Here is a 24,861-nt window from a genome sequence, read left to right as displayed (position 1 = left end):
GGATATATTAATAGTTTAGATAAAAAATAAATTAGGTAATACTTTTAAACTAACTTCAAAAAGTTATTTGACTAGTTTATTTAGGGATTCTGAATGGTGTGAGGTATTTAGAAGAGATGTACAAGTGGCTAACGCTATATTTTTTATAGGTTATTCACTTTATGATATTGAAATACAAGAAATTTTAAATGCAGATGAAAACTTAAAGAATAAAACATTTTTTATAGATAGATGTGATATCACACAGGAAGAATTAGAAGATTTAGATATTTCTGAATTTGGTACTGTATGTCCTATAGGACTAAATAAATTTTCTCAAGATATTTTAGAAATTAATGAAAAAGATATTTTTAATGAAGAATTAATTATAAGCAACTTTACTAAAATTACTTTAGCTAATCAGACATTGAAAAAACCTAAATATGATGATGTTTTTAATCTTCTTTCATATGGGAAAGTAGATTCTGAATTATTAAATAATGATGTTATTGGATCTAAAAAAAATAGTTATGTTATTGAAAGAGAAGAGGAAGAAAATACATTAGCCGATTTAAAAGAAAATAAGAATGTAATTTTATATTCAAATTTAGCTAATGGTAAAACTATTCTATCAATAAAGCTTAGTTTATTGATGACTCAACTTGGATATGAAGTTTTTTCATTAAATGATATTTATGACCAAAATATTACTTTTTTATGAAATTGAAAAAATATTAAAAAATAATGATAAGTGTATGTTTTTAATAGAAAACTATACAAAACATTTAGAGATCATTTCTCATATCAATTTATTTAGAAAAGATAATACTAGGCTATTACTTATATCGAGAACGGTAGATCATGAAAGGAATATAGATGAGATTATTTATAATAAAAAACTATTAGAATATGCTGATACATTTGAAGTAGGAATGGACTCACTAACACAAAGAGACATCGACTCATTTGTTAATTATTTTGATAGATATGGATTATGGTCAGATAGATCATCATATAGTCCTACTGAGAAGAAAACTTATATTGTTTCAGATGCAAAAAAAGAGTTAAGTGGTATTTTATTAGGTGTTTTAAAATCACCACAAGTACAAGAAAGAATGCATTTTCTTTTTAAAGAAATGGAGAGATCAAAGACGATAAGAATCATATTTTATCAATTTTATGTCTAAATATTTCTAATATAAAAAATCCAACAACTAATTTAATTAATACATTAACAGGTGATAGAAATATAAACTCTATTGAATTTAAGTTAAGTGATTCATTTAAGAATTTAATTTATAAAAATGATAGTGGCTATTATTTTCCTAAATCATCAATTTTTTCTCAATACGTATTACAAGAATTTCCTAACCCAAAAATTTTAGTAGAAACTCTGATTGAAATATGTGTCAATATTAGAAATGCATCTCGAGTTAACTATGATATCTATATGCAAATATATAAGGATCTAGCAAGCTTTAGAAATGCAATCAATATTGTACCAGTAAAACAAAAGAGGGAATCTTTAATACAGTTTTATGAAGGACTTGGGGAAATCGCTATAGAGAGACAAAATCCATTATTTTGGTTGCAGTATGCAATTGCTAGAATTAGTTTTCCTGATGAGAAAAATCTTAAGTATGCAAAGGAACATTTAGATGTAGCATTATCTTTAGCATCTAAAAAACAAGACTTTTGGATTGATGATATCAAAACACAGTATTCTAGATATTATATAGAATATGCATGTATTTTAAATAAAAAAGATAAAGATCAAGCTTTTGAGAATTTCGAAAAATCTTGTAGCGAAATATTAGATGTTTTAAAAGGTCAAAAAAGAAGAAGTCATGCTTTAAGACCTATAGCTAAATACATAACTTTTTATAATCAATTCCATGATGTATTGTCTAGCGAACAGAGAAAGTATTTATTACAAATTTCTGAAAAAATTATTGTAGATATCAAAAAGTATATTCCAAACCCAAGGAAAAATGATTTCTATTATCTCAGAGCCTTAAATAGTGTAACTGACTTAGCCATGGCTATAAAAAAATATGAACATATAAAGGAAAATAGCTAATTTGTGTAGTTTCCCTAAAATTAACATAATACACGTTATACGAAATGCGTTATAATTCCACTTAGAAATCAATGCTGTAAGTTTCTAGTTATAGCCCATCTTCCCCAAGGTGGGTTTTTTTTATGATTTTTCACGTTCCACGCCTATTCTTTGATCAATGTTTCACGACTTTGTGTAGCTCCAGTGCATAATCAAATCATAGAGAGGAGACCAAATAGGGATTACTCAGTCTCTGCTTTTAGTCTTGGGTTCAGTACAAAATATTCTTCAAGGTCTATACCCAACGCGTTTGCTGTATCTTGATGATGTTGTAATAAAACTTGTTTCTTTTGCTCAGGTGTTGCGACCATATTGAGAGCTAATCTCAGTGTATCTATACCTGACTTGTGGCGTAGCCTCTAAAAGTTTCTAGCAATACTTGCTGTTCTAAAGCTTCTACGGAATCTCCTAAGTCATCGGCAATCTTAGGATTAACTTTTGACCTAATGATTGCTTGTACCCGTGGATCTTGTTTAAAAATTTCTAAGGCTTCTTCGATATATATAATATTGCTCAAACTATTACCTCTGAATTAGTTGCGTATTGAGTTATTCATCGTTAAATACAGCATTCAATACACGACCAAATAGACCACGTTTTTTAGGTTGTGGTGCTGCCATATTTTGCAGCGTGGCATGCTGTGGCGTTTGGCTGTCGCGTGCTGTGGCATTTTGTTGTGGCACTGCCACAATTTCTGCCATATCATTGTTTAAATTTTCTTTATTTTCAATATTTTGATCTATTGTTGCATGTTGTGGCGTTTGGCTGTCGCATGCTGTAGTGTCAGGGTGTGGCACTGCTGTGGCAGGTGCCACACTTTTTAACTCAATAAGGGTTTGCATACGGTCAATTTGTTGCATCAAACGTTCTTCACGTTCTTGGTATTTTTTGACTTCGTTTTCTAAATGAGAGATTAGTTTTTGTGTAGCTGCATCATTAGTTTGTTTTGGTGGTTCAGTCGGTTTGGATAATTGGTCTGGTTCACCAAAGCATCTAATAACTTCGGCAATATCAAATTGGCCATCACTGGAACGTGATAAGCGTCCATTACGTACAGCTCTATAAATGGTCGATCTATCGACATTAAACTGTTTGGATACTTCGCTCAGTGAGAGTTTAGCCATTTAATTTTCAAGTCCTATTTATTATCTTTGAAGGCAAATAATATAAGCATTAGCATATATTTTATGTCAAAACTGACCTATATATTAGAGTTACACCATATACCGCAGATTTAGAATAATTGCTTCAACTATATAATATTTAATATTTTTTATGATTAAAAAATGAAGAAGCCCTGCTTGACTTACATCAAGCAGGGCTCTATATTTGTCGGTACGCAGTTATTTGATGTACCACCATCAAGTAACGAAGATCAGCAGAGTTGACGCTCGTGCAGATTTCACCAAAAGGCTTGTACCTGAACTCTATTTTCACTGTTATGTGCAGTAATATCAAGCCCCAAATGATAAGTCTTCGTTAGTTAAGTGTTTTTTTTCATCAAATAAGTATCCCAGATCGAGCTTTGCCTGCTTCTGCGTGCCCATTCTTTATGGTTGGCATGCGGTGCATGTGGAGGGAATAAGTGTCACTGGTGCATCGTAGCGATCGTCGAAAGGCGGAACCGTTACAGGGGAATCCCACATAAGCGGAGCGTTGAGAGTAGTTGTATAGGTTGGTTAAGTTGCATGCTGGGGAAACCCTCGCAGAGATACTGCCATACTTCGACAAGGAGCGCGTGGGGAAAGGTGCAAGACCTTTAGTCCTTGTCTGCATAGTCAGCAAAACTATGTGCGGATACGACCGATGCGTGGCTCCGTCAGCCCAATCAGGTTATTCGGCAATACTTAAGGGATTGTGGTTTTTTTTAAAATCATGCCCTTAGGGTGAGTATTGCCGAAACTCACTCAACGTTCACCATCAGCCCGAGCAAAGCGAGGGGTGTGGTGATCTTGAGTGAGTGAGAGCACTTAGTAGAATGCTTTTATTTATCTTAGACTTGTCGAGAATACTGTTTAAACGCAAAAAATAGAGTGTTACAGCTCGGTTAAGGTAATTTTGGTATTAATCCATATGGTTGTGTTTATAGTTGCTTAAAACGCAAAATAGAGCGTTTTAAAGATGAACGACTAAGCCTTTTCAGGCTTAGTCGTCATTTTTAAAAATGAATGCATGTGATTAATCTGCACCGACACCATTAAACAGAGCTATTTCTGTTTAATTCTCAGTTAAATTTCATAACATACAAAAATTTTTCCACGGATTACCAGTCCGCTTGCAGTCACCACAACTGCTATTTCTTTCACTAATCAAACACATAACCGGCTCAACCTTTCATTACTCATGTATACGCTTACGTTTTTATTCGCTCGAATATGCATGCTCCCGACTTAAAAGCCGCTTTACTCAATTGATCTCCCATCCTCTAAAACATCATTTTAATTTAACAGTCACCAACTAATAAAATTTAAAAAACAATATCTTAGCGAACTTCCCGTATTAGTCTTAATTGTCAATTTGATGCCCGACTTCTCGCTTTCGCTCAAGTCTTACTCGTTGCACTCGTCTCTTCCTTTGGCTCTTCATGGGGAGTTGTTCCAAGACCCCACTTACAGCCGACTAAAGACTCTTTAGAGTTACCGTGCTATCAAAATTTTCAGCAAAGCATCTATCAGGTTCTACTGTAGATGCCGTTACAGGCTTAAGCTATCCGACGAATCTTGCTTATGTATTTACAAGTACCCGATGTCCATGACCCTTTTAGAATCTGACATCTGACAGTTTTTCTCTGTCTTGATCGCCTTTCGGCTCACTTTTAGTCGCCCACCTGTGCTGTGCCCATCGCAAAATCACTCATACAAAAGGCAGTCATCTTAGCGTCGAAATCGTCCGTGATCTCAACTCTGACTTCAATTAAAACAGGGTTGTGCTCTGTCACCAAAGCGCCCGTGTCTACGTCGCCCAACAACTTTAATCTTGTTCAATCTCTTGATTGGGTAGAAAAAGAGAATTTCACTCTTTAGCCCCCGTTGTAGCCGCACCAGCGAGGTTTCCCCAGCATGCAGCTTCACCGATCAGAACATGGTTAGTATTCCTAGCAGTTTGAAATAGTGAAAAAACGTCTCGGCAGCGGTAACTTGCCGAACATTTGGAACGCCAAAAAATAGGCGCAAAAATGGACAAACTACGCTAGACGTAATTTTTGAAAGTTAGAGGTATCTAACAAAGACAATATGCGAGTAGCCAAAAAAATATATGCTATCGCTGATCATGAAAGGACTCCGTTGGCGTACGGATAACGACCCGATGGTTCACTTTAAAGTTCTTACAAATGGTCTCTGCTAACTTAAAAGATGGTTTTTCTTTTATGCGCTACACGTTCAGAATCAGAAAAGCTTCAGAAGCAATCAGATGCGTTCACTATACCTGAAAAAGTGCCAAAATCAAATTTTGCAGGAACAACCATTTATAAACCTACATCTGCACCTAAAAAGGGACTGCTAAACGCAGTCAAAATCATTACAAAATAAGCACTCCGATAGAATTACCAAAAAAGCATAAAAATGCTAAAATTTTTCCGACAGAATTACCAAAAAAACTGGACTTTATAATGATCTATTACTGTGTCAAAACGAGCGAGTATTTAGCCGATATTTTGGATAAAGTCAGCCGCGAAACGCAGTATTATGTTCAGCTTGATGTGCCGCTTGATCGTGCTGAAAGCATCATTGAGAAGTTTCAAAAAAGGTATGATTTGAATCAAACTGCCAGACAAAGAAATTACCGTTTAAAGCAGAAACCAGTGGTGGATCTGATTGTTTTACTCAATCAAAGTCTGCTCAAAATTGAGAAGGTTCGACTCTGTTTATTGTGTACGGTTCCCGAGGAACTTCGAGAAAAAAAGCAAGATTGTTCGGATTTGTTGAGAGTTGCCTACGGACTCGATAAGTCCGATTTAGAACAGTTTGAATCGATTCAAGATCGTCAGAACCGGCTAATCTATCGTACCGCCATTCAGGTTGGAGAGAATAAGCAGTCTGCTCCAGTCTATGAGCTGGTTAACCTACCGTTTACGGTTGAACAGCGCAAACAGAAAGAAATTGATAGAACCACGGGTTGGACGTGGCGCATTCACAAGAAGTTTCTGGAACTTAAGAGTGAGCAACTGGTCGCTACCTTTAAGAAAGCCCAACAGATCAAGAGTCCTGATAAACAGGACAGTATGGTCATGGCTGAGTTGTCTCGGGTGGCGAAATTGGCGGGGTTTAGGGGCGTTCGGGAGGATGTGTTTAAGTTCAATAAGCAAGTTTTTCCGCTGTACTTCAAGTATCTGAACCGAAAGTCCAAGGTAGAACTGTCGGTGCCTTCGTATGAGCGGAAATCTAAGCGTCTGGTCAGTAATTTTCATGAAATGACAGCTTTTTTTGCGGATCTGCAAAAGTAGGTTTAAACCACAAAGATGGCGGTGATGGCGATCAATAACAGTGGGCATGCACTCAGCATGAATCTTTGGGTTATGAGGTTGAAGTCTGTGTCATATCTTTTTGAATATTGCTTATATTTCAAGGTGAAGCATAGGCTTGCAATAAAGCATCCGATCAGGAAGCTCAGCATTAACGCCATGCGATAAAAATCCATGCTGAGGTCCGTTCCTGCTGTAAATTTCTGGAATTGGTAGTAGTTGCTGCCCATGAGGAAAATCAGGCACAACAGCCCAAGCCCCATGGCGTTGTATTCCAGTTTTTTGTTGTGATCTTGGTATAAAAATTTAGTGATGAGCATGCTTAAAGTAAGGAAAAGTGGGATCAGAATGACCGTGATGCTGACCAGTAAATTGCTGAATAGCCATGATTGAAGGTCTGGATTGGTTCTAAATTGGTAGATATTCAAAAATGGGAAAAACACCACGGGAAAGAAGTACATATAGGACAGCTTAAACGAGTCCATATTTTTAATTTTCATCATGTGGGATCAGGGTCCTGACTGTAACTAAGGTAGTTAGGTAGGTATTATGTGTGCTGTTAAGCTCTCAATTTTTTACATGATATAAGTGTTTGATTTTAAATATTATTGTATTTGCGTGTAAAAATAAAACTCAAACATTAACTTTTGTAAGCTATTGAAATTAAATACAAAATAAAGAACACACATCATAGCTACCTTGTAAGGTAGCTATGATGTGTGTTGAACAATACCTTATATGTAAAAAAGCCTTTATTTCCTGTGCTGTATAGCCCGACTTAGAATATGATTTATATGTAAGCTTTACTCAGGATTACGTCAATGTCAGCAGTAAATCTAATTAATGAAAATTACGATGAGAGAGAAATTGCTTCTCAGGCAGCTCGTGCACTTCGAGAAAGTTTTATTACTGCCGCTCAAAGTGGACCAGTTCTGTATGTTGAAAACGATACTGTTTTACTTAAGGAAGTCGGCGCTCCCCCAATTGTGATTAAACACCTAGCAGGTCGTAATCCTGAACTTGCTCAACGAGTAGCGAGTCGTGGAACTTTTAAAATTAAAAAATGTAAAGTAAGCCAAGATTGAAGCTAACTGGGACTTACAATTCAAATTTCGCATAAGAGATTTTATGTTAAATCTTTTGATATATGGGATGATAATAAGTGAGTTTATATTAAGTTTGTTTGTGGCATGTTTGACAAGAAGTTTTTTGATACCCCAATGGGATTAAAGCAGATTTTGGCTTATGAGCTTTATGTAAATCATGGTCTTTATCAAAGGGAAATAGCTAATTTCTTAGGATGCTCTAACAACACAGTTGCTAATTATGTTAAAAAATTAAAAAAATATGATCATTTAAAAGATTTTAAAGTGACTCTAGAATCAAAATCTAAAGATGTCGAAAATGCCCTAGAAAATATTAAAAGGCACCTTTAGAAGGTGCCTTTTAAATTTAATCCATTTGATTTAGCATTTTTACTAATGATTTACCGATAGCAAATGCTAAGTTGACTGGAACAGCATTACCAATTTGTTTATAGATTTGGCTAGCTGAACCTTGGAATACCCAATTATCAGGGAAAGTCTGGATTCTTGCATATTCTCTAGTCGTTAAAGGCCTATCTTCACTTGGATGACAACGTTCTGTTTGTTTTTGTGCCGGCGCACAAGTCAATGTTAGACTTGGTTCATCCCATGATAATCGTCTAGCCATACCTGTTTTTCCACCACCTAAGTGAAAACTGCCTTTCATATATTCAATTTGTAGTTCTAGAGGTAGATCTCTCCAGTATCCACCTTCAGGAACATGCGACATAATTTCGGCCTTTCTTTGAGGGTATTTTTGACTTATAGATTCAGGAACATCATCTTCATATAATTCACCAGCTTTGAAAGCATCACGCAGATTTAGAATGCGATGATAGGGAGACGGTTTCTCAAAATTAGCTTGGCCAACTAGATCTTTTCGAACACCAATAATTATAAGACGTTCACGCTTTTGAGGTGTTTTATAAAATAATGCTTTATAAATATCTTTCTCAACAATCTCATAACCTATTTCTTCTAGAATAGAAATAATGGTTTCTAATGTTTTTCCACCATCATTTTCCGCTAATCCCTTTACATTTTCTGCTAAGAAAACTTTAGGTTGAATTTCTTTGATAGCTCTAGCCATCTCAAAAACTAAAGTTCCTCGGATATCTTCAAAACCTAACTGTTTACCAGCATACGAAAAAGGTTGGCATGGGAATCCTCCTGTTAATAAGTCAACTTTTCCTTGTAAATGACGAAAATCAACATTAGCAATATCATCTTCAATTACGTTCCATTCAGGTCTATTAAATCGTAAAGTCTGACATGCAAATTTATCTTTCTCATTTAATAAAATTGATTTGAAGCCAGCTTTTTCTAAACCTAAAGCTAATCCGCCTGCTCCTGCAAATAACTCGACAAGAGAAAACTCTCTAATTGGAGTTGTTTTTTCTTGTTCTTGCCATGAGCTATTAAACATTGCAGAGAATTCGGGAAATTGAATTAACTGTTCTTTTTTATATGGTTTTTTGTGGGTTGCAGGATCTAGAATCGGAACAAGTTTTCCATTCTTCGCCCATGATTCAATATTCCTTTTAGAAACTGATAAGACATCAGCAATTGTTTCTGCGGAGAAGCAATCGTCAAAGGAAGTAAGTACATTCATAGGTGCGTTAAGGTTATTACAGAACAAGTCATAAGTTTAACGTGGAAGGAGAGCCAGGTCCACAATTATTTTAGGAGTTTTGATAGTGTCAATGTTTGATAAATATAAGGTTGAAACAGATAAGTCATCTGCAACTTGTTCGGCAGAAAAATTATCTAACTCTTTAGGGATAGCCGTCATGATATGAGTTACAGGTAAAATAGAAGCTTATTTCCCTCCATTTTTATAATGGAGGAGCCACCCCATAAGATCACTTAGATTCTTTATTCGCCATGTTAGAGAGTTCTATAATTTTTTTATCATTAGATAAGTCTTTAATTATAGAATCTAATTCCTCACTAAAATCAGATTCTTCTGCTACTTCATCAATTACGGCTATTAAATCATCATAAAACTCATTATCACCAGTTAATTTTTCCCAAAATTCTCTACCAACAAGCACAATATAGTCATGTTTAGATTCTAAATTCTTATAATGTTGACTAATCTCACTTCTCTCACCATAGACAATTCCAACAACCATATCATTGACTTGTAACGCAAGATTATTTGTTCGAGCTAAATTTTTTACAGCTTTAAAATGTTGATGAATCGTCTCCACATCATCTTTATTTATTGTGTTTGGTCCTGATTTAATCTGACAGTATTTTTTTCTACCATCTTGCTGATCTTCATACTCAATATCAATTCCTAATGTCGTACTGCTAAATGTACCTAATACGTCATTCGTAAAATTTTGAATTGCCCCCCCAAAAGTTGTGTTTATGCTCGTACCTAAAATTCGAGGGTAAATTAATGCTTTAGCTATACTTTCAGGGGAAGCATCTCCAGTTAAAAAATTAGCTAAGTATGTTGCAGTAAAAGGATTTATATTAAATTCAGAGGCTTTTTTTAGTTTTTTGGCATTTCGTAAGTGACTTTCCATAACACTTTTTCGAAACCAATCCTTAGCTTTCACTAAAATCTCTTTTTTTTGTGTTTCTGATAACAACATACATGTCCTTATAAATTGGATTTAATTACTGCTTCTAATTATAAGCTTTTATATATATTTTTAATGTTATCAATATCATTAATGAGCAAAAAAATGCCATCTAAACTTTTTATTGCAACAACACTAAACAATTATGAAGAGACTTCATTTAGACGCAATGATCCCTAATTTATGTCAGCCTGAGCGTACAACATTGCTCAAAACTTACCCCAAGGTTTATCCGCAGAAATTGCGGATAATTTCCGAAGTGCAGGCATTGAGTTATCAGGGAAAAAGCGAAATATGAATGTTTTTTGATCGATTTTATTGGCAGAAAGTATCAAAACTGCTCATAAAAAAGCCGACTTGTTTCAAAATCGGCTTTTTATGGATTTTAGGGTTTGGTGTAAAATTTTAAGTCTTTGATATTTATATTAATATACAAGTGTATTGCGTATAACCACCATTATGTTAAATGGATGGTGAATTGGTGGAAAATTCCTGTTTTTTAAAATTGCGAATAAGAGATTTTATGTTAAATAAGTTAAAGACTGAGGCTTTCGTATAGTGCTCAATATTTTTAAATATAAGCTTTAGAACTATGAGAGCCTCTTGAATAATTTTATAAACATTACTGTTTAAAGAATACTTCACCAACTTTAACAGGTAGAGCCTTTAAAATTTCTTGCAAAGCTTCCAAATCAGAAGAAGGCTTTTTCCATACATATGGGGTCAGTAACATAGGAATAACACCTTCTTTTCCATTCTCTTCGATATTTAAAGCAATAATGGCAAAATTTGGATCCGCTCGTTTACGTTGAATAGCATAGGTAATTTCACTACTTAAATAATTTTCATCAACATAATCTGGTGTGATAAAAAATATTGCAGCACAGGAATCTTGCATACCTGTTAATAAAGCACGTTCTAATTCCACACCTGCATGCATAGCATCTTCATCTAACCAAGGTTGAAAGCCTAATAATTCTAAAGTTTTCTTGAACTCTCTGATCTTGGGTTTATTAACACTCTTGTGACTGAGAAAAATTTTGATAGGTTGAAGATTCATATATAGCTCTTGGTTTTTTAAATTAAATGAAATTTCTGCTTGTAGATTAGATAAATCATTTTTAACGACAAAAATTAAGTCTTTTTTCTTAATATCAAAATGATTGATGATTTTTTGTCTGCATGCTACTAAGTTAGAATCATTAATAGTCAGGTTAGGAAATAAGAATGATATATCACCCATACCACTTATATGCATCATTCCACTAGAACCGCTGTGACTGTAAATAAGAACATAATATTGCCCAAGCGTTGCTATTTTTCTGTTATGCCCGCTTAGTACTGGCCATATATGAGCATAAGTAGGATGTTTCTGCTGAATGGTGGCCTGATAGATATTCAACACTAAATCTTCAATAGGTCGAAATCCTTTATCTGAAATAGGTGTTTCTTGATAGGCTTTTTCAAATAGTTGTTGGTATTGCTCAATATTCATTTTGGGTTCACAAAATAAAGCTGATTTAAAGTGATTGGAAGAATAACAAAAAAGACAATTTTGATGGATAAGATATTAATAATAAAAGTTTAGCTTAAAGAATTTCTAAAATTAACATAATACACCTTATACGAAATGCAATTTTTTATCTCATATAAATCATTGTCTTATCGTATACGTAAAAGCCCAATCATCACCGATTGGGCTTTTTTATTGATTTGTCACGTTTCACGCTCAATAAGTGAGCAATGTTCCACGATTTTAATAAGCCCAGGTGAACAATCAGATCAGCCATACGGCTTAAAGAATCGGCTCCAGAAGCCTCTTTTTTCCGGTTCTGGGTCTACGTGTTCAGGAACAGGGATTCGCTTGTTTTCTTTTTCAACCGGAATAGTCAATCCATCATCTTTAGGTTTGGTTTCTAGTTTTGGATCTATCGCTATATCTGTTTCAGGTTGATGATTATTAGCTGTAGTGGCTTGGGATGGTTTCATTTCAATGAGGGTCAGGAGTGTGTCGATGCGAGAATTAGCTTTTGCTTCTCTATCTTCTGCCTTTTCTAGTTGTTTCTTTAGAAACTCAATCTGATTTTTGAGTTCTTCCACTGTTTTATCATTGTATTCAGGTGTATCTAGGTTTTGTATCGGAGACATGTCAATACGTTTTGGGTGTTTTCCACCAAAAGGCTCACCATAGACACGAAGTAATTCTGAGAAGTCGATAGAACCATCATGATCACGACTTAATACTCCGTTTTTTATATCTTTGTAGAGTGTGGCCCGAGATTTTTTATACAGTGTTGCAGCATCACTAACACTGTATTTTGTACTTGTTTTCATACTGTATTACTGTGTATTTAGGAGACGTATTAAAGAATACAACAAGTGTATTCTTTAATACACTCAAGGTTTAAAGCCTAATTGCTTAAGTAACCTAAAACACCATTTCTAAAATCCTCACTGGTAAAGGTTCTATCAACAAAACGCATATCTTCTTCTGTATTTATTAAATCTCTCAAAAAGCCGAGTTGATAATCCCATTCATGATCTAATTGTATAGAGCCACTAATTTCTGAACCGTCAGAAGTCTCAATTTGGATATGAGCTGAATAACCTTTAGTATTTTTTTTAGCACTTAATAAAGCAATTGCATCAATAAGCATTTCAAATTCCTTATATGACTATAGTTTAATTATTTAGTCTCAGATTTTAATTCTGGATCCTTCACTCACTGAGAGTTTAGTTGTTAACAGCATTGTTTTTAGTAGCTGACATAAATCCCACTTTTTCTAAGTATGGATACAGTTCTTTAGCACGATGTGGATCTTGCAGCATGTCAGCTATACGAATTGCAAATTGCGGAAAGCTTTCGGTGCCTTGGGAGTACTTACTCATCTCAGGTAATTGAGAGAGTTTATTAGCAAATAAATGTCGCTGAGCCTTAGTCATTTTTGAAACAAGATCTACGGTATTTGGATCTCGTGTCGAGTTTAAATTCTGCTCTGTTTGCTTGTTTTTAAATAAAAATGAAAAGCCGTAAATTGAACGTCCTTTTTTATGTTGTTCGTATTCAACAGTGATGTCAGTGTGTTCATTAAGCTGTTTAACTGAAATATCTAGTACTCGTTTTTTTAAATCAGAAATTATCGCGTAGTCTGTTTTATCAACTCCTAATTTTTCTCTAAAATCGGCTAATTCAAAAATTGGCGTTTTACCTGTACTTCGCCACGCTATTAAAAGCTCATATAAACGGATTGCATAAGCACTACTCAGATTACTAATTTGTTCTAGCTCATATTTAGTAAAATGTTCTTCTAATCTTGTAATTAATGGAACAATGGCTGGGGAAAAAATAAGTTTAACCACGGCTTCATTCTCTATATATCTGATTTCACTAACCCATCTAGATTTAATATGTTCTATGTTTTTAGAGTTTTTTTCTTGATAGCTAAACTGACGTAAGAACAGTGCATTACAAGCATTTTTCAATGTTGTATAAGCCGTATTTCTATGAACATTAAATTGATGTGCATAACTTTCAGCATGAACAACGAGTGGGTCGTTTGTATTGATACCTTTTCCACTTTCTCTAGCTTCAACAATAGCTAATAAGATTAGTCTTTGCTCTGCTAGATCTAGGTTGTAACTAGCATTGATTAAAGCATTATCTTTGACGACAGTATTTTTCATATCTTTATTTTGACGTGATCATTTGATGTCAATATATTGACACTATATTTTGATGTCAATGATTTTTTAGGTTATGCAAGATAAACGTCCATGTATAGCAAGATAAACGTCCATATATATTAAAAATAATAGGTTATAAAATGTTTATTTAATATATTATCTAATCTATTATTTATAATAAAAACAATAATATATATAGATATTTTAAGATAATATCTTTGATATTATGTATTTAATATTTATTAAATATCTAATATATAATCGGAATTAATAAAAATTCATTAAATACAAACACTTATTGCAATTAGGTGGTTTATAATTCAACCTTAAAATTGACATTATAATATTTGTCAATATATGCAAGATAAACGTCCATGTATAGCAAGATAAACGTCCATGTATAGCAAGATAAACGTCCATGTATAGCAAGATAAACGTCCATGTATAAGCTCTGTAACCCTTTATTTTATAGGGCTACAGAGCATCTAAAAACATTAAAAGTATTTAAAAATAATTAAAAACGTGAATCATGAAAAATTGCCCTTGGTTTTCGCTTCGCTCAAACTCTATTGAATCTCGCTTTCGCTCGATTCGAGGGGCAATTTTTTGGTTAATATTTTCGTGAGTTTTAGAAAAAGCAAAAGCAACTCGGAATTCGCTTCGCTCATAGTACTTTTTTGCTCGCTTCGCTCGGTCTAGGCTCAATTTTCTACATATGATTTACGCCTTTTTTGACTTCACAGCCTAAAAAGCTGTTTTTCAGGGAGTCTAGGCACGACTTTTTGATGTTCGCTCGTAGACACTCGCTCTGATATAACGATTAGAGGCAAAAAATAGGGGGTAGACGCGTTTTTTCACTGATTATCAAGATTACCTATATCAAATAGAGAAAATGGCTTAAAACGCAAATCAGCGCAAAATGGAAAGCAGTTTATAGTCGTACTCAGGACTTTGATCTCAGTTATTTATGTGTGATGAGGGACACACAGATTTTTAATTTCGTTCAGCAGAATCGGCTGCGTCAGGATTTTTTAAGTGAGGTCCCCACTAACCGTTTTTAAAAAGTCGGATCAAAGACTTTGATTTGACTTGTTTTCTCAAGGTTCTTGGAATTTCTGGATCCGATGCCACTCGAATCTGATCTTCTAGGTCGATTTTTACAAATGTGGCTGGAGGGTTTAGACCGCCAAGTCTATGAAGTTGCCAAACTTCATCCTCAAACCACATTCTTCCAATTCTCTTACACACTCCAACTTAATGGCGTGTCCTTTCGTTACTCATTTCAACGCTCGCCTTTCACTCGAATTGAAATGCTTCCTTTGCCATTACAGCAAAGCCCTACTAAGTCACTCTCCCACAGTTCTGTTTTCGGAAGTTGCCTCCGATTGAATAAAGACCTCTTCAAATTAAAGAGAAATCTTTAAGCAATACGGCTTCGTCATTAAACAAAACTGCTTCCCAAGTTAGTATTAAAACAGTTGTTTTCAGTTGCCTGAAAACTGGCAGAACCCGTGCCGATCTCCTACATACAACACCTACATTCCTATCTCCCCCGATCGCAGTTCCAAGTCGTATCAGGTTTATACAATGCAATATGTAGTTAATAATCATCCACGTTCACGCCTTACCCATATCGACATACACAGCCTAAAAAGCACCATGTTGACGACCTTACAGGCTTGAGCTATCCATTGATCTCGACAGCAAAACAGAATGTCTTCCGACAAATTCACTGTTCTACCTAAAATCGAGTACCGATTGCGCCAGCTTTCGCCTTGCAACCCTGACACCTCACGATGCCCTCAAAAGCCCACCTGTGGGTATAACCTACGCCCTTGTCTTTATTTTTGTTTTTGACTTGAAGCGTCTGGTTATCAGCTATTCACGAGGTTACTCATTCCGTGAGTCCTCTGACTGTCTGTTTTAATACAGGGTTTTGGCCCTTTCAGCCTAGGAGGGAAGTTACTCCCACCGCCACGTCACCGTGATCCCGTGTCCTTGTCGCCCAACTGACCTCCACCTTGGGAGTGGAGGGTGTTCATTCATCAAAATGAGTGAACAGGTAGAAAGCGGGAGTCACACCCGCCAGCCCCTAGTGTAGCCGCGCCAGCTAGAGTTTCCTCACGCACGCAGCTTCACCACTAAAGCTTCTCAAAGACTGGCAATCCTCAAGAAGGGGGAGTGTGTCTGATTCATGGGTAGGCAACCCAGGAACCAAACAGAAAAGAATTGGCTCATGGATTGGCAGTCCACGCAAAAAATCAAAGACCCTAAAAGCGTTATATTTGATCAAGTTGCGGTCGTCAAGCCTATTTCGGGGAACTGCTATTTATAGAATCACCAAAGGTGGTTCCTTATCCTGCTTAAAACTTCAAAAATGCAATTTTTGGGTTTTTAAGGATTTTTTTATAGAATTTTCACTAAATATCTTTTATAAATCTCTTATAGAATCACTTTATTAAAATCACTTTAAGAGTAATAAAAAAATGATTTATTACAGCTATGTTCCTAAAGATTTTACAAAACATGTCATGGGAATGATGACGAACGAATATGATCTTGTTGCTAAGAAATTCATATTGAATATGAATACTGATGAAGCAAGCCGTATGATTTCAAAATGGATTGAGCGTTATCATTTACTGGAAACAGCCCAACAAACCTATCGAAGAAGATTGAACAGTGAGCCAGTTTTTAGCTTGCTGGTTCATTTCACTTATAGTTATTTACCAGGACTGAGTGAGAGTGAATGCTGGGAAAAATTTGATAAAAATGAACCTGCTTTTTTGGTGCAAGTAGAGGCTTACCTGTTTTGTCGAACCAGTGATGCTTTCTTATTGGATGAAAAAACTCAAAAGTTTTGAGCAAAACAGACAAACAAGATTTATTGAAGATTAACCGTAAAATCTTTGAGATCTGTCCAAGTTCAGAGTCTTTTAGTTACATTGGTGAGGTTAATCCAATCAGCTGTGGTAGATATGAACTGGTACGTCTGACCAAGCCGAAGAAAAGCATTAAAGAGCTTCAAGCCAAGAATTGGACCAATGAAAAACATGTCACAGATTGGACCTGGCGTTTGACTGATAAAGCCTATAAGGAACAACTAGAACAAGGGAAAAGGGTCGTTTTACGGTTTCAGAGCCTGATTGAAAAAAATGCCAGTCTGGATGAGAAGAAAGCCTATTTTGAACGCCATTTCCGGGCCTTGGAGGGCTATTAGGCTACCGTGGGGTACGTCAGCAGATCGGAAATTTGTATCACCTAGAAAAACGCTTATTCAAGGATAAATATAATCAGCCCTGGTTTGATCATGGTGCCCGGACTTTAAAACTTTCATATATGAAAAAACTGAAAAGTCCGATTGTAAATAATTCATCATATCAAGAAGCAGAAGCTCATTTTAGGAGTGTATTAACGGAAGATCTCAACAAAAAATACGAAAAATGGAGGCGAAGTCCAATAAAACCGAGGTATAGGATGTTTTTTAAATCAATCTCAATTAACAATGGTGATAACTCATGCAGAAATATCCTGATGATTATTATCTCAGCCGCCAAGAAATTGGACGATTTGAGAGCTGAGGCTAAACACGCGGCAAAATATATGAAAGCTTTTTTCGATTTTAAGACCGAAGCTCGTTATTTATTTAGTGTGACATGGTCCGCCCAAGACGGGGAATTTATTGGACTCTGTGCCGAATTCCCGTCGCTATCCTGGCTAGATCCAGACCGTGATAAAGCACGCTCAGGCATTGAGAGACTTGTCTTTGATGTATTACAAGACATGAGTTCCACTGGAGAAGCCATACCTTAATATTTTGGGAAAAATGCCTGATTCCGCTGGATGTATTCATTCAGATTATTTGAATCTAAGCCGAATATTTGAAGTTTTTTATCGACATATTTAAAAAAGAAGCAGTAAACAATGTGCATTATCCCAAGTGCCAACGCTTCCATTTTGATAACCGGAAATAGAGCAGTCGTGTCCGTAACGAGAATTTCTAATGTGAAACGATTAAAAAATAGATGAAAAAAGTCACCAGACTCAACAAAGTCAAAAGTGCATAGGCTTTAACACAAGCCTTGCAGTGCTTATTCATTTTTTCCAGTTTCTGAAAAGTTATAGGATTCATTTTGCTCTCTAGGCAGTTAAATTTTTAAGTGAAGAAATTTCTACCGATTCTAAATATCCAGGATTAAAAAAGGGAAAAAATTTCTGTTAGATGATCCCGTGCTTTGTAAAAAAAATATCAAAATTATAAAGAGTTGAATTCTATTAATACATTGAAATTAAACATAATTTTTAATATCGACACACATGATAGCTACCTAATGGAGCTAATTTAGGTAGCTATCATGTGTGATGCTAAGCTTTAAATTTTTTATAAAATATAAGCATTTGATTTTAAATATTATTTTGTTTATGTGGCAAAAATAAAACTCAAACATTAATATTTATAAGTTATTGAAATTAAATATAAAATTCAGATCACACATAATACCTACCTTGATGTGGAAAGAAGCTATTGTGTGTGTCGATCAGAGCATTATATGTAGAAAGGTCTCTAGTTCTTTATCCTGTCTACCCGACTTGTAATATGATTCATATATCAGCTAATTGGGAGTACGGCACTATGTCAACAGTAGATCTAATTGATGAAGATGACAATGAATCAGGTATTGCTGCCAAAGCTGCAAATGTACTTCGAGACCGCTTTATTGCCGCAGCGCAAAGAGGAACAGTGCTGTATGTAGAAAATGATAATTTAATGAGTAAAACACCGAATGGTGTGCCAATTTTGGTTAAACACTTGGACGGCCGGAATCCTGACCTTGCTTACCGACTTGCTGGGCGACGAACTTTTAAAATTAAAAACGTAAAATTAATTCGAATTGAGGCAGGCTTTTACTCCCATTCGATCGAATTTCGAATAAGAGATTTTATGTTAAATAAACAGCATTTGATTAAAGATTTTCTCTGTACACGACAAAAATAGATAACTCATTGAAATAATGTCATAATAATTGTTTTCTAACGACGAATACTATGACACATCTCAATGAGTTATATCTTATCTTAAACAAATCTCTAAAATGGAACAAGTCACATTTAAAGTGCTTTGCGCTCATCATGCTTGTGATTATTTTAAAGCAAACATGTAATCTTTCTTCTGCATCTAAAGCCTTGCCCATCAAGTGCTTACCACAATCATTTTATCGACGTATGCAGCGCTTCTTTGCAGGTCAGTATTTTGATTATCGTCAAATTTCTCAGTTGATTTTCAATATGTTTTCATTCGACCAAGTGCAACTGACTTTAGATAGAACCAATTGGAAATGGGGAAAACGAAATATTAATATCCTGATGCTCGCAATCGTTTATCGTGGAATAGCGATACCTATCCTTTGGACATTGCTTAATAAACGTGGAAATTCAGATACGAAAGAGCGCATTGCTTTGATTCAACGCTTTATAGCCATTTTTGGTAAAGACCGTATTGTGAATGTGTTCGCAGACAGAGAGTTTATCGGTGAGCAGTGGTTTACATGGTTAATTGAACAAGACATCAACTTCTGCATTCGTGTTAAAAAAACTTCATTGTCACCAATCATTTAGGAAAGAATCATAAAATTAGTGATTTATTTCGCCATCTTAAAGTTGGTCAAATTGAATGTCGTAAACGACGGATTTTGGTTGGTCGGGTGAAACTATATATAAGTGCACTACAGTTAGAAAATGGAGAGCTTTTACTCGTCGTTTCTCCTCAGTTTAATGCCAATGCTATTCAGGATTATGCATTACGCTGGGAAATTGAAACCTTATTCAGTTGTCTCAAAGGACGCGGGTTTTAATCTTGAAAATACGCGCTGACAGACCCTAGACGAGTGAAAAAATTGATTGCGGTGTTAGCTATAAGCTTCTGTTGGTGTTACTTAACGGGTGAATGGCAACATGATCAAAAAAAGCGATAAAATAAAGAAGCATGGACGACTCTCAATGAGTTTATTTCGCTATGGTTTAGACTATGTTCAAATGGCGATTCAGCGTTTAATTGGTTTTGGGAAAAAGAAGAGTTTAAGGAAATTTTGGCAATTTTAAGAAGGCAGAATCCTGATAGGATAAGGGTTCTGTGAAATTTGTCGTGTACAGAGTACATTAGTAGCAATTGATGAATTCCACCATGTTTCAGCAGATGCTGACAATATTCTAGGTACTGTTCTTAAATCTTTAATGGACAATACCACGGCTCATATTGTTGCGATGACAGGTTCATACTTCCGTGGCGATAGCGTTCCTGTACTTACGCCTGAAGATGAAGCGAAGTTTGATAAAGTTTCTTTTAACTATTACGAACAACTCAATGGGTATAGCTATTTAAAGTCATTAGGCATTGGTTATCACTTCTATAAAGGCCGCTACTTTGCAGAAGATGATGAAGGGGTTATCGCAATTGCTGAAGTTTTAGATACCGATAAAAAAACCATAATTCACATTCCAAATGTAAATTCAGGTGAATCAACCAAAGATAAATATGATGAAGTGGACGCGATCCTCGAAATCATTGGTGAATTTGTCGCTAAAGATCCTCATACTGGAATTATCACCGTCAAGCGTGCAGATGGTAAGATCTTAAAAGTAGCAGACCTCGTTGAAGAAGATGGTCGTGATAAAGTTGTTGAATATCTACGTAACATTAAAACCGTAGATGATCTTGATCTCATCATTGCCCTAGGCATGGCGAAAGAAGGCTTTGACTGGCAATTCTGTGAACATGCTTTAACGATTGGTTATCGTGGCTCTTTGACTGAAATTGTGCAGATTGTGGGACGTTGTACACGAGATAGCTCAAACAAATCACATGCGCAGTTTACCAATCTTATTGCTCAACCTGATGCACAGGATACTGAAGTTAAATTTGCAGTAAACAACATGCTGAAAGCAATTACTGCATCTTTGTTAATGGAACAAATACTTGCACCAAACTTCAAGTTTAAAACCAAACGTGATGATGAAGATATTGTTCCGCCAGGAACACTAACGATTAAAGGTTTTAAAGAACCAAGCACGGCAAAAACAAAGGCGATTATTGAAAATGATCTTGTGGATCTAAAAGCAGTGATTCTTCAAGATGCTAAAGTGATTGCAGGTTCAGCAGGTAAGGTTGAGCCTGAAGTGGTGAATAAAATCCTTATTCCCAAGATTATCCAAACAAAATATCCTGACTTAACGAAAGCAGAACTTGAAGAAGTGAGTCAGTATTTAGTCGTGGACTCAGTGATTAGCACAGCAGAAGTCAAAGAAGTTGGCGATAAAAAGTTTATTCGAATGGCAGATAAATTTATCAATATCGAAGACCTGAATATTGATTTAATTCAATCTGTGAATCCTTTCCAAAAAGCGTTTGAAATCCTATCAAAAGAAGTCACAGTCAATGTGCTCAAATTGATTAAGGAAGCAATTGAAGCAACTAAGATTAGTATGACTCAAGAAGAAGCCATTGAGCTATGGCCTAAGTTAAAAGCCTTCAAAGTTCAGTTTGGTCGTGAGCCTAGTCTAGAGTCAAATAACTTAATTGAAAACGATTAGCCGAATGCCTAATCTATATCCGTGAGCAACGTAGACGAGCTGGAGTGTAAAACGTGGAAGATTTTAGCTGGCTTCAAGATATGATTGCTGATGATGACTTAGGTCTTTTAAACGTAAAGAAAAAGATGTCTGCTCTAACGGCTGATGAGCAATTAGTCTCTAAGTTTAATGAAATTAATAATTTTGTGACACAGCATGGGCGTGTGCCTACGAAGAATATGGCAAATATCACTGAATATATGCTCGCTAGCCGTCTAGAAGCAGTTCAAGCCAATCCAGAGCAATACATGGCTTTAGCAGATTATGATGAACATAATTTGCTGCCACAACATCAGGATTAAAGATATGTCAGATATTAAATCACTTGAAGATATTTTTAATGATGATGATCTAGGTTTGCTCGATGATGGTAAAGATGGTGACATCTTTAAAATTAAGCATGTGCCTGTCCAACGTGCAGCAGCAGATGAAGTTGCTAAACGTAAACGCTGTAAGGACTTTGATCAATTTGAGCATCTATTTAAAGATGTTCACAGAGAGCTTCGAGAAGGTAAGCGTAAGCTATTACCATTTCATGATAAAAGTTATCAGCTCGAAAAAGGCAGTTACTATGTTTTAAATGGTCTTTTGGTTTATTTGGCAGATTTTACATTTACTAGAGAAGATAAGACCGTTAATAAAGTCAGAACCAGAAAAGATGGTAGAACTAGAACTATTTTTGAAAATGGTACTGAATCCACAATGCTCTATCGATCACTAGCTAAAGCATTATATAACGATGGGCGAATTGTCTCTGAAACTAATGAGCAAGCAAATTCCAATTTCTATACTAATTTTGGTGGGATTACAGAAAATGATACATCTACTGGTTACATCTACATCTTGAAATCTCATAGTAAAGAACCAAAAATTCAGTCACTTGAACATCTCTATAAAATTGGATTTTCAACCACAACTGTTGAAAACGTATTGCTAATGCAAAAAAAGAACCGACTTATTTGATGGCTGACGTTGAAGTAATTGCTGAATATCAAGCATTCAATATTAATCCACAGAAGTTTGAATATTACTTACATGCTTTCTTTGGTGAGGCTTGCCTTGATTTATTGGTCGCAGACAAAGGTGGTAAAAATCATCAACCTAAAGAATGGTTTATTGCGCCTTTAAATGTGATTCAACAAGCCGTTGAATTATTAGTAAATAGCCAAATTATGAATTACAAATACAATAAGCTCACAAAAGAGATAGAATTAAAATAGTTTCATAATAAACCTATGATAGAACTATGATAGAACTATGATAGAGCTATAATGGGTTTATAAAACAACTAAAAACATTTTTTTTAATTTTATTAATGTTCTATAATGCAACTTAAATAACCTATTGGTATATTCCTTCTATCCCTAGAAATATCTGAAAGAGTGAGAATAAATGGCTGAAATAATTACTATTGCTAGTAGAAAGGGTGGGTTGGAAAAACCACTATTGCAATAAATATGGTTGTTGCTTTAAGCAATAAAGGTAAAACTTTATTGGTAGATTGCTGATGAACAACAATCTGCTATGAAATGGAATAAGCATCGGAAAGAAAAGATAGATGCTATATCCATACATAAGGATCTAATTGCTGAGTTGGAAAAACTAGATGGGGAGTATCAGTACATTCTCATAGATGTTGCTGGCCGTGATTCTGAAATATTTAGAGAAGCACTTTCTTATCAGTGACAAGCTAATCGTACCCACTCAAGCAAGTCTTCTTGATTTAGATGTAATCCCTTATCTAAATGAAAAGGTTAAAACAGCTAAAAAAACAATCCAAACTTGGTTTCAATGGTTGTGATTAATAGAGCATCAACCAATGCCAAATCCAATGAAACAGAGCAGGCAAGAGAATTGTTGCTGATTATGAGGAATTCAAGTTATTGCAAACCACATTGCATGAACGAAAACAGTATAGAGATGCAGTTCTTGAATCAAAGAGTGTTCTTGAGATGGCGGCATCTAAAGCTAAAGACGAATTAAATCAATTTCTAATTGAGGTGCTGTGATGACTGGAAATAATACAAGCAACAAGTTTAAAGCTGCTAGAGAGAACAAGGATTTTGTGCAAGACGTTAATTCAGATTGCAGCAGATCCAATGCCTAAACAAATTACTGTTACTAGCAGAAATAAAAGTCAAATAACCCTTGAGCAAAATACCTAAGTCAACGAGAGAGATCCAGAGTTAAAAATGGTAGGAACTTAACGATTCCACTATTTGCAGAAGAACTTTTGATTATAGAAACTGCTGTTGAAAGCCTTTCTCAAAAGAAGATGTTTCTATCAATAGCTTCATTAGAAGTATCGTTCTTGATAAGTGTAAGAAGGTGATAGGAAAAGATGCCTTCGATAAATTAAATGAAAACAAGCTAAATGTTGTTAAAGCAAAAAAAGAAAAGTAGGAAAAGGAAACATTAGCCAGGATAAGATAGTGTTTGATTATCACACTATCTTTCCTACTCTACGCAAAATACTTTTTTTAATAAACATTGGAAAACATATTAACTTATTGAAAATAAATGAATTTATATAGAAAAAAATTGACATATTATGCATCATCACACGAACATGGGGATGCGAGCTATGCAAGCTCGCGCCTTCGAATCTCGTAATAGTCAGTATTTGCTCTTAAAAGCCCCTCCTGCATCAGGTAAATCTCGTGCATTAATGTTTTTGGGTTTAGACAAGATACACAACCAAGGGTTAAGCAAAGTTATTGTAGCTGTACCTGAACGCTCAATTGGCGGTTCATTTGCTAGCACAAAACTAAGCGAAAGTGGCTTTTTTGCAGATTGGGATATCAAACCTGAAAACAACTTATGTACTGCTGGTGGCGATAAAAGCAAAGTAAAAGCCTTTAAACACTTTATGGAAGGTACAGATCAAATTTTAGTATGTACACATGCCACACTAAGATTTGCTTTTGAAGAGCTTGAAGATCATGTATTTAATAATACATTAGTCAAAATACACGACAATTTTTGCAGAATCTGCCAGCCAATGATGTTCTCCTTACTGGTTCACGCGGCACAGGAAAATCTTCAATTGTCCGTGCCCTTTTAACGAGTATAAAGATCAAGGATTACGTTTAATTGAAATTGAACGTGATGATCTGTCCGATCTTCCTGAAATCCAGAAGCTCATCCAGAAGCGTCCGGAAAAGTTCATTGTCTACTGCGATGATCTGGCCTTTAAATGCTGAAGATGAAAACTATCGCAGCTTAAAAAGTGTACTTGATGGCTCATTACAGTCAGGTTCAAGTAATTTTATTTTTATGCAACCAGCAACGTCGACATCTGTTACCAGAATT

At 35.2% G+C, this 24,861-nt stretch carries 21 protein-coding genes and 5 pseudogenes; 16 read left to right on the top strand and 10 right to left on the bottom strand.

The genetic code is table 11. The features are described from left to right. The first annotated feature begins 124 nt into the window (after positions 1-124). The 3 genes from LZP46_RS15775 (at position 125) to LZP46_RS15765 (ending at position 2,059) form a co-directional block, all read left to right on the top strand. Complete coding sequence (locus tag LZP46_RS15775; RefSeq protein WP_236095274.1) at positions 125-700, top strand: hypothetical protein; 576 nt, start codon at positions 125-127, stop codon at positions 698-700. Beyond that, positions 675-1,166, top strand: coding sequence for a hypothetical protein (locus LZP46_RS15770; RefSeq protein WP_236095273.1), 492 nt, complete (start codon positions 675-677; stop codon positions 1,164-1,166). The genes LZP46_RS15775 and LZP46_RS15770 overlap by 26 nt, the downstream gene beginning before the upstream one ends. A 263-nt stretch (positions 1,167-1,429) precedes the next feature. Further along, positions 1,430-2,059 carry a hypothetical protein gene (locus LZP46_RS15765; RefSeq protein WP_236095272.1) on the top strand — a complete coding sequence of 210 codons (630 nt, stop codon included), beginning with the start codon at positions 1,430-1,432 and terminating at the stop codon, positions 2,057-2,059. 221 nt (positions 2,060-2,280) lie between these two features. Here LZP46_RS15765 and LZP46_RS16335 read toward each other — a convergent pair whose 3' ends face one another. Genes LZP46_RS16335 through LZP46_RS15755 form a run of 3 tightly spaced genes read right to left on the bottom strand, consistent with a single transcriptional unit; the run spans position 2,281 to position 3,222 of the window. Further along, positions 2,281-2,409: a hypothetical protein gene (locus LZP46_RS16335; protein WP_268920101.1), complete on the bottom strand. Its 129-nt coding sequence runs from the start codon at positions 2,407-2,409 to the stop codon at positions 2,281-2,283. 23 nt (positions 2,410-2,432) lie between these two features. After that, complete coding sequence (locus LZP46_RS15760) at positions 2,433-2,615, bottom strand: hypothetical protein (RefSeq protein WP_236095271.1); 183 nt, start codon at positions 2,613-2,615, stop codon at positions 2,433-2,435. A 31-nt stretch (positions 2,616-2,646) separates the two neighbouring features. Further along, on the bottom strand, positions 2,647-3,222 hold the full coding sequence (locus LZP46_RS15755) for a plasmid replication DNA-binding protein (RefSeq protein ID WP_125274963.1): 576 nt from the start codon (positions 3,220-3,222) through the stop codon (positions 2,647-2,649). Positions 3,223-5,708: 2,486 nt separating this feature from the next. Here LZP46_RS15755 and LZP46_RS15750 point away from each other — a divergent pair. Then, entirely contained in the window at positions 5,709-6,542 is an 834-nt protein-coding gene (locus tag LZP46_RS15750; RefSeq protein WP_236095262.1) for a hypothetical protein, read from the top strand. Between the two features lie 2 nt (positions 6,543-6,544). Here LZP46_RS15750 and LZP46_RS15745 read toward each other — a convergent pair whose 3' ends face one another. Next, positions 6,545-7,063, bottom strand: coding sequence for a hypothetical protein (locus tag LZP46_RS15745; protein WP_087554378.1), 519 nt, complete (start codon positions 7,061-7,063; stop codon positions 6,545-6,547). A gap of 318 nt (positions 7,064-7,381) precedes the next feature. Between LZP46_RS15745 and LZP46_RS15740 the strand changes: the two genes are divergently transcribed. Then, complete coding sequence (locus tag LZP46_RS15740; protein ID WP_236095263.1) at positions 7,382-7,645, top strand: hypothetical protein; 264 nt, start codon at positions 7,382-7,384, stop codon at positions 7,643-7,645. Between the two features lie 105 nt (positions 7,646-7,750). After that, positions 7,751-7,996, top strand: coding sequence for a helix-turn-helix domain-containing protein (locus tag LZP46_RS15735; RefSeq protein WP_179997520.1), 246 nt, complete (start codon positions 7,751-7,753; stop codon positions 7,994-7,996). A 16-nt stretch (positions 7,997-8,012) separates the two neighbouring features. Here LZP46_RS15735 and LZP46_RS15730 read toward each other — a convergent pair whose 3' ends face one another. The 6 genes from LZP46_RS15730 to repM all read right to left on the bottom strand — a co-directional run bounded on the left by LZP46_RS15730 (position 8,013) and on the right by repM (position 13,923). Continuing rightward, entirely contained in the window at positions 8,013-9,257 is a 1,245-nt protein-coding gene (locus tag LZP46_RS15730) for a DNA cytosine methyltransferase (protein ID WP_061519783.1), read from the bottom strand. A gap of 250 nt (positions 9,258-9,507) precedes the next feature. Further along, complete coding sequence (locus LZP46_RS15725; RefSeq protein ID WP_061519782.1) at positions 9,508-10,251, bottom strand: PmeII family type II restriction endonuclease; 744 nt, start codon at positions 10,249-10,251, stop codon at positions 9,508-9,510. A gap of 610 nt (positions 10,252-10,861) precedes the next feature. Further along, entirely contained in the window at positions 10,862-11,734 is an 873-nt protein-coding gene (locus LZP46_RS15720) for a toll/interleukin-1 receptor domain-containing protein (protein ID WP_236095270.1), read from the bottom strand. A gap of 287 nt (positions 11,735-12,021) precedes the next feature. Continuing rightward, positions 12,022-12,573, bottom strand: a complete 552-nt coding sequence (locus tag LZP46_RS15715; RefSeq protein ID WP_005404788.1) for a plasmid replication DNA-binding protein — start codon at positions 12,571-12,573, stop codon at positions 12,022-12,024. Positions 12,574-12,650: 77 nt separating this feature from the next. Further along, positions 12,651-12,896 (bottom strand): hypothetical protein, encoded by a 246-nt coding sequence (locus tag LZP46_RS15710; RefSeq protein ID WP_005404787.1) that lies wholly within the window; start codon positions 12,894-12,896, stop codon positions 12,651-12,653. Positions 12,897-12,972: 76 nt separating this feature from the next. Further along, the gene (gene repM, locus LZP46_RS15705; protein WP_005404786.1) at positions 12,973-13,923 is read right to left on the bottom strand and encodes a replication initiation protein RepM; all 951 of its coding nucleotides are present in this window, start codon (positions 13,921-13,923) and stop codon (positions 12,973-12,975) included. 2,486 nt (positions 13,924-16,409) lie between these two features. Between repM and LZP46_RS15700 the strand changes: the two genes are divergently transcribed. From LZP46_RS15700 to LZP46_RS15650, 10 genes and pseudogenes are all read left to right on the top strand, one after another. Beyond that, positions 16,410-16,787 (top strand): hypothetical protein, encoded by a 378-nt coding sequence (locus LZP46_RS15700; protein ID WP_236095269.1) that lies wholly within the window; start codon positions 16,410-16,412, stop codon positions 16,785-16,787. Further along, positions 16,784-17,143 carry a hypothetical protein gene (locus tag LZP46_RS15695; protein ID WP_236095268.1) on the top strand — a complete coding sequence of 120 codons (360 nt, stop codon included), beginning with the start codon at positions 16,784-16,786 and terminating at the stop codon, positions 17,141-17,143. Before LZP46_RS15700 ends, LZP46_RS15695 begins: the two co-directional genes overlap by 4 nt. A 383-nt stretch (positions 17,144-17,526) precedes the next feature. Further along, a complete protein-coding gene (locus LZP46_RS16455; RefSeq protein ID WP_005404800.1) occupies positions 17,527-17,736 on the top strand; it encodes a hypothetical protein in 210 nt (69 codons plus the stop codon). A gap of 820 nt (positions 17,737-18,556) precedes the next feature. Next, positions 18,557-18,919: a hypothetical protein gene (locus LZP46_RS15685; RefSeq protein ID WP_442863551.1), complete on the top strand. Its 363-nt coding sequence runs from the start codon at positions 18,557-18,559 to the stop codon at positions 18,917-18,919. A gap of 50 nt (positions 18,920-18,969) precedes the next feature. Further along, a pseudogene (locus tag LZP46_RS15680) lies at positions 18,970-20,057 on the top strand (IS4-like element ISAba1 family transposase). A 16-nt stretch (positions 20,058-20,073) separates the two neighbouring features. Continuing rightward, positions 20,074-21,560 (top strand): annotated as a pseudogene (locus tag LZP46_RS15675) (DEAD/DEAH box helicase); the annotation flags it as partial. A gap of 3 nt (positions 21,561-21,563) precedes the next feature. Next, positions 21,564-21,851 carry a hypothetical protein gene (locus LZP46_RS15670; protein ID WP_002075481.1) on the top strand — a complete coding sequence of 96 codons (288 nt, stop codon included), beginning with the start codon at positions 21,564-21,566 and terminating at the stop codon, positions 21,849-21,851. A 4-nt stretch (positions 21,852-21,855) separates the two neighbouring features. Continuing rightward, a pseudogene (locus LZP46_RS15665) lies at positions 21,856-22,769 on the top strand (GIY-YIG nuclease family protein). Positions 22,770-24,100: 1,331 nt separating this feature from the next. Then, positions 24,101-24,526: pseudogene (locus tag LZP46_RS15655) on the top strand (DEAD/DEAH box helicase); the annotation flags it as partial. Further along, positions 24,508-24,861: pseudogene (locus LZP46_RS15650) on the top strand (DUF815 domain-containing protein); the annotation flags it as partial. The pseudogenes LZP46_RS15655 and LZP46_RS15650, both read left to right, overlap by 19 nt.

This window comes from Acinetobacter sp. SCLZS86, assembly GCF_021560715.1.
Classification (GTDB): Bacteria; Pseudomonadota; Gammaproteobacteria; order Pseudomonadales; family Moraxellaceae; genus Acinetobacter; species Acinetobacter towneri_A.
This window is presented reverse-complemented; position numbering and strand designations above follow the sequence as displayed.

Bases quoted from the DNA above. Each gene is read 5' to 3' on its own strand.
- LZP46_RS15770 (WP_236095273.1), top strand. From the start codon at position 675: ATGACCAAAATATTACTTTTTTATGAAATTGAAAAAATATTAAAAAAT.
- LZP46_RS15765 (WP_236095272.1), top strand. From the start codon at position 1,430: ATGCAAATATATAAGGATCTAGCAAGCTTTAGAAATGCAATCAATATT.
- LZP46_RS16335 (WP_268920101.1), bottom strand. From the start codon at position 2,409: ATGGTCGCAACACCTGAGCAAAAGAAACAAGTTTTATTACAACATCAT.
- LZP46_RS15755 (WP_125274963.1), bottom strand. From the start codon at position 3,222: ATGGCTAAACTCTCACTGAGCGAAGTATCCAAACAGTTTAATGTCGAT.
- LZP46_RS15750 (WP_236095262.1), top strand. From the start codon at position 5,709: ATGATCTATTACTGTGTCAAAACGAGCGAGTATTTAGCCGATATTTTG.
- LZP46_RS15745 (WP_087554378.1), bottom strand. From the start codon at position 7,063: ATGATGAAAATTAAAAATATGGACTCGTTTAAGCTGTCCTATATGTAC.
- LZP46_RS15740 (WP_236095263.1), top strand. From the start codon at position 7,382: ATGTCAGCAGTAAATCTAATTAATGAAAATTACGATGAGAGAGAAATT.
- LZP46_RS15735 (WP_179997520.1), top strand. From the start codon at position 7,751: ATGTTTGACAAGAAGTTTTTTGATACCCCAATGGGATTAAAGCAGATT.
- LZP46_RS15730 (WP_061519783.1), bottom strand. From the start codon at position 9,257: ATGAATGTACTTACTTCCTTTGACGATTGCTTCTCCGCAGAAACAATT.
- LZP46_RS15725 (WP_061519782.1), bottom strand. From the start codon at position 10,251: ATGTTGTTATCAGAAACACAAAAAAAAGAGATTTTAGTGAAAGCTAAG.
- LZP46_RS15720 (WP_236095270.1), bottom strand. From the start codon at position 11,734: ATGAATATTGAGCAATACCAACAACTATTTGAAAAAGCCTATCAAGAA.
- LZP46_RS15715 (WP_005404788.1), bottom strand. From the start codon at position 12,573: ATGAAAACAAGTACAAAATACAGTGTTAGTGATGCTGCAACACTGTAT.
- LZP46_RS15710 (WP_005404787.1), bottom strand. From the start codon at position 12,896: ATGCTTATTGATGCAATTGCTTTATTAAGTGCTAAAAAAAATACTAAA.
- repM (WP_005404786.1), bottom strand. From the start codon at position 13,923: ATGAAAAATACTGTCGTCAAAGATAATGCTTTAATCAATGCTAGTTAC.
- LZP46_RS15700 (WP_236095269.1), top strand. From the start codon at position 16,410: ATGATTTATTACAGCTATGTTCCTAAAGATTTTACAAAACATGTCATG.
- LZP46_RS16455 (WP_005404800.1), top strand. From the start codon at position 17,527: ATGAAAGCTTTTTTCGATTTTAAGACCGAAGCTCGTTATTTATTTAGT.
- LZP46_RS15685 (WP_442863551.1), top strand. From the start codon at position 18,557: ATGTCAACAGTAGATCTAATTGATGAAGATGACAATGAATCAGGTATT.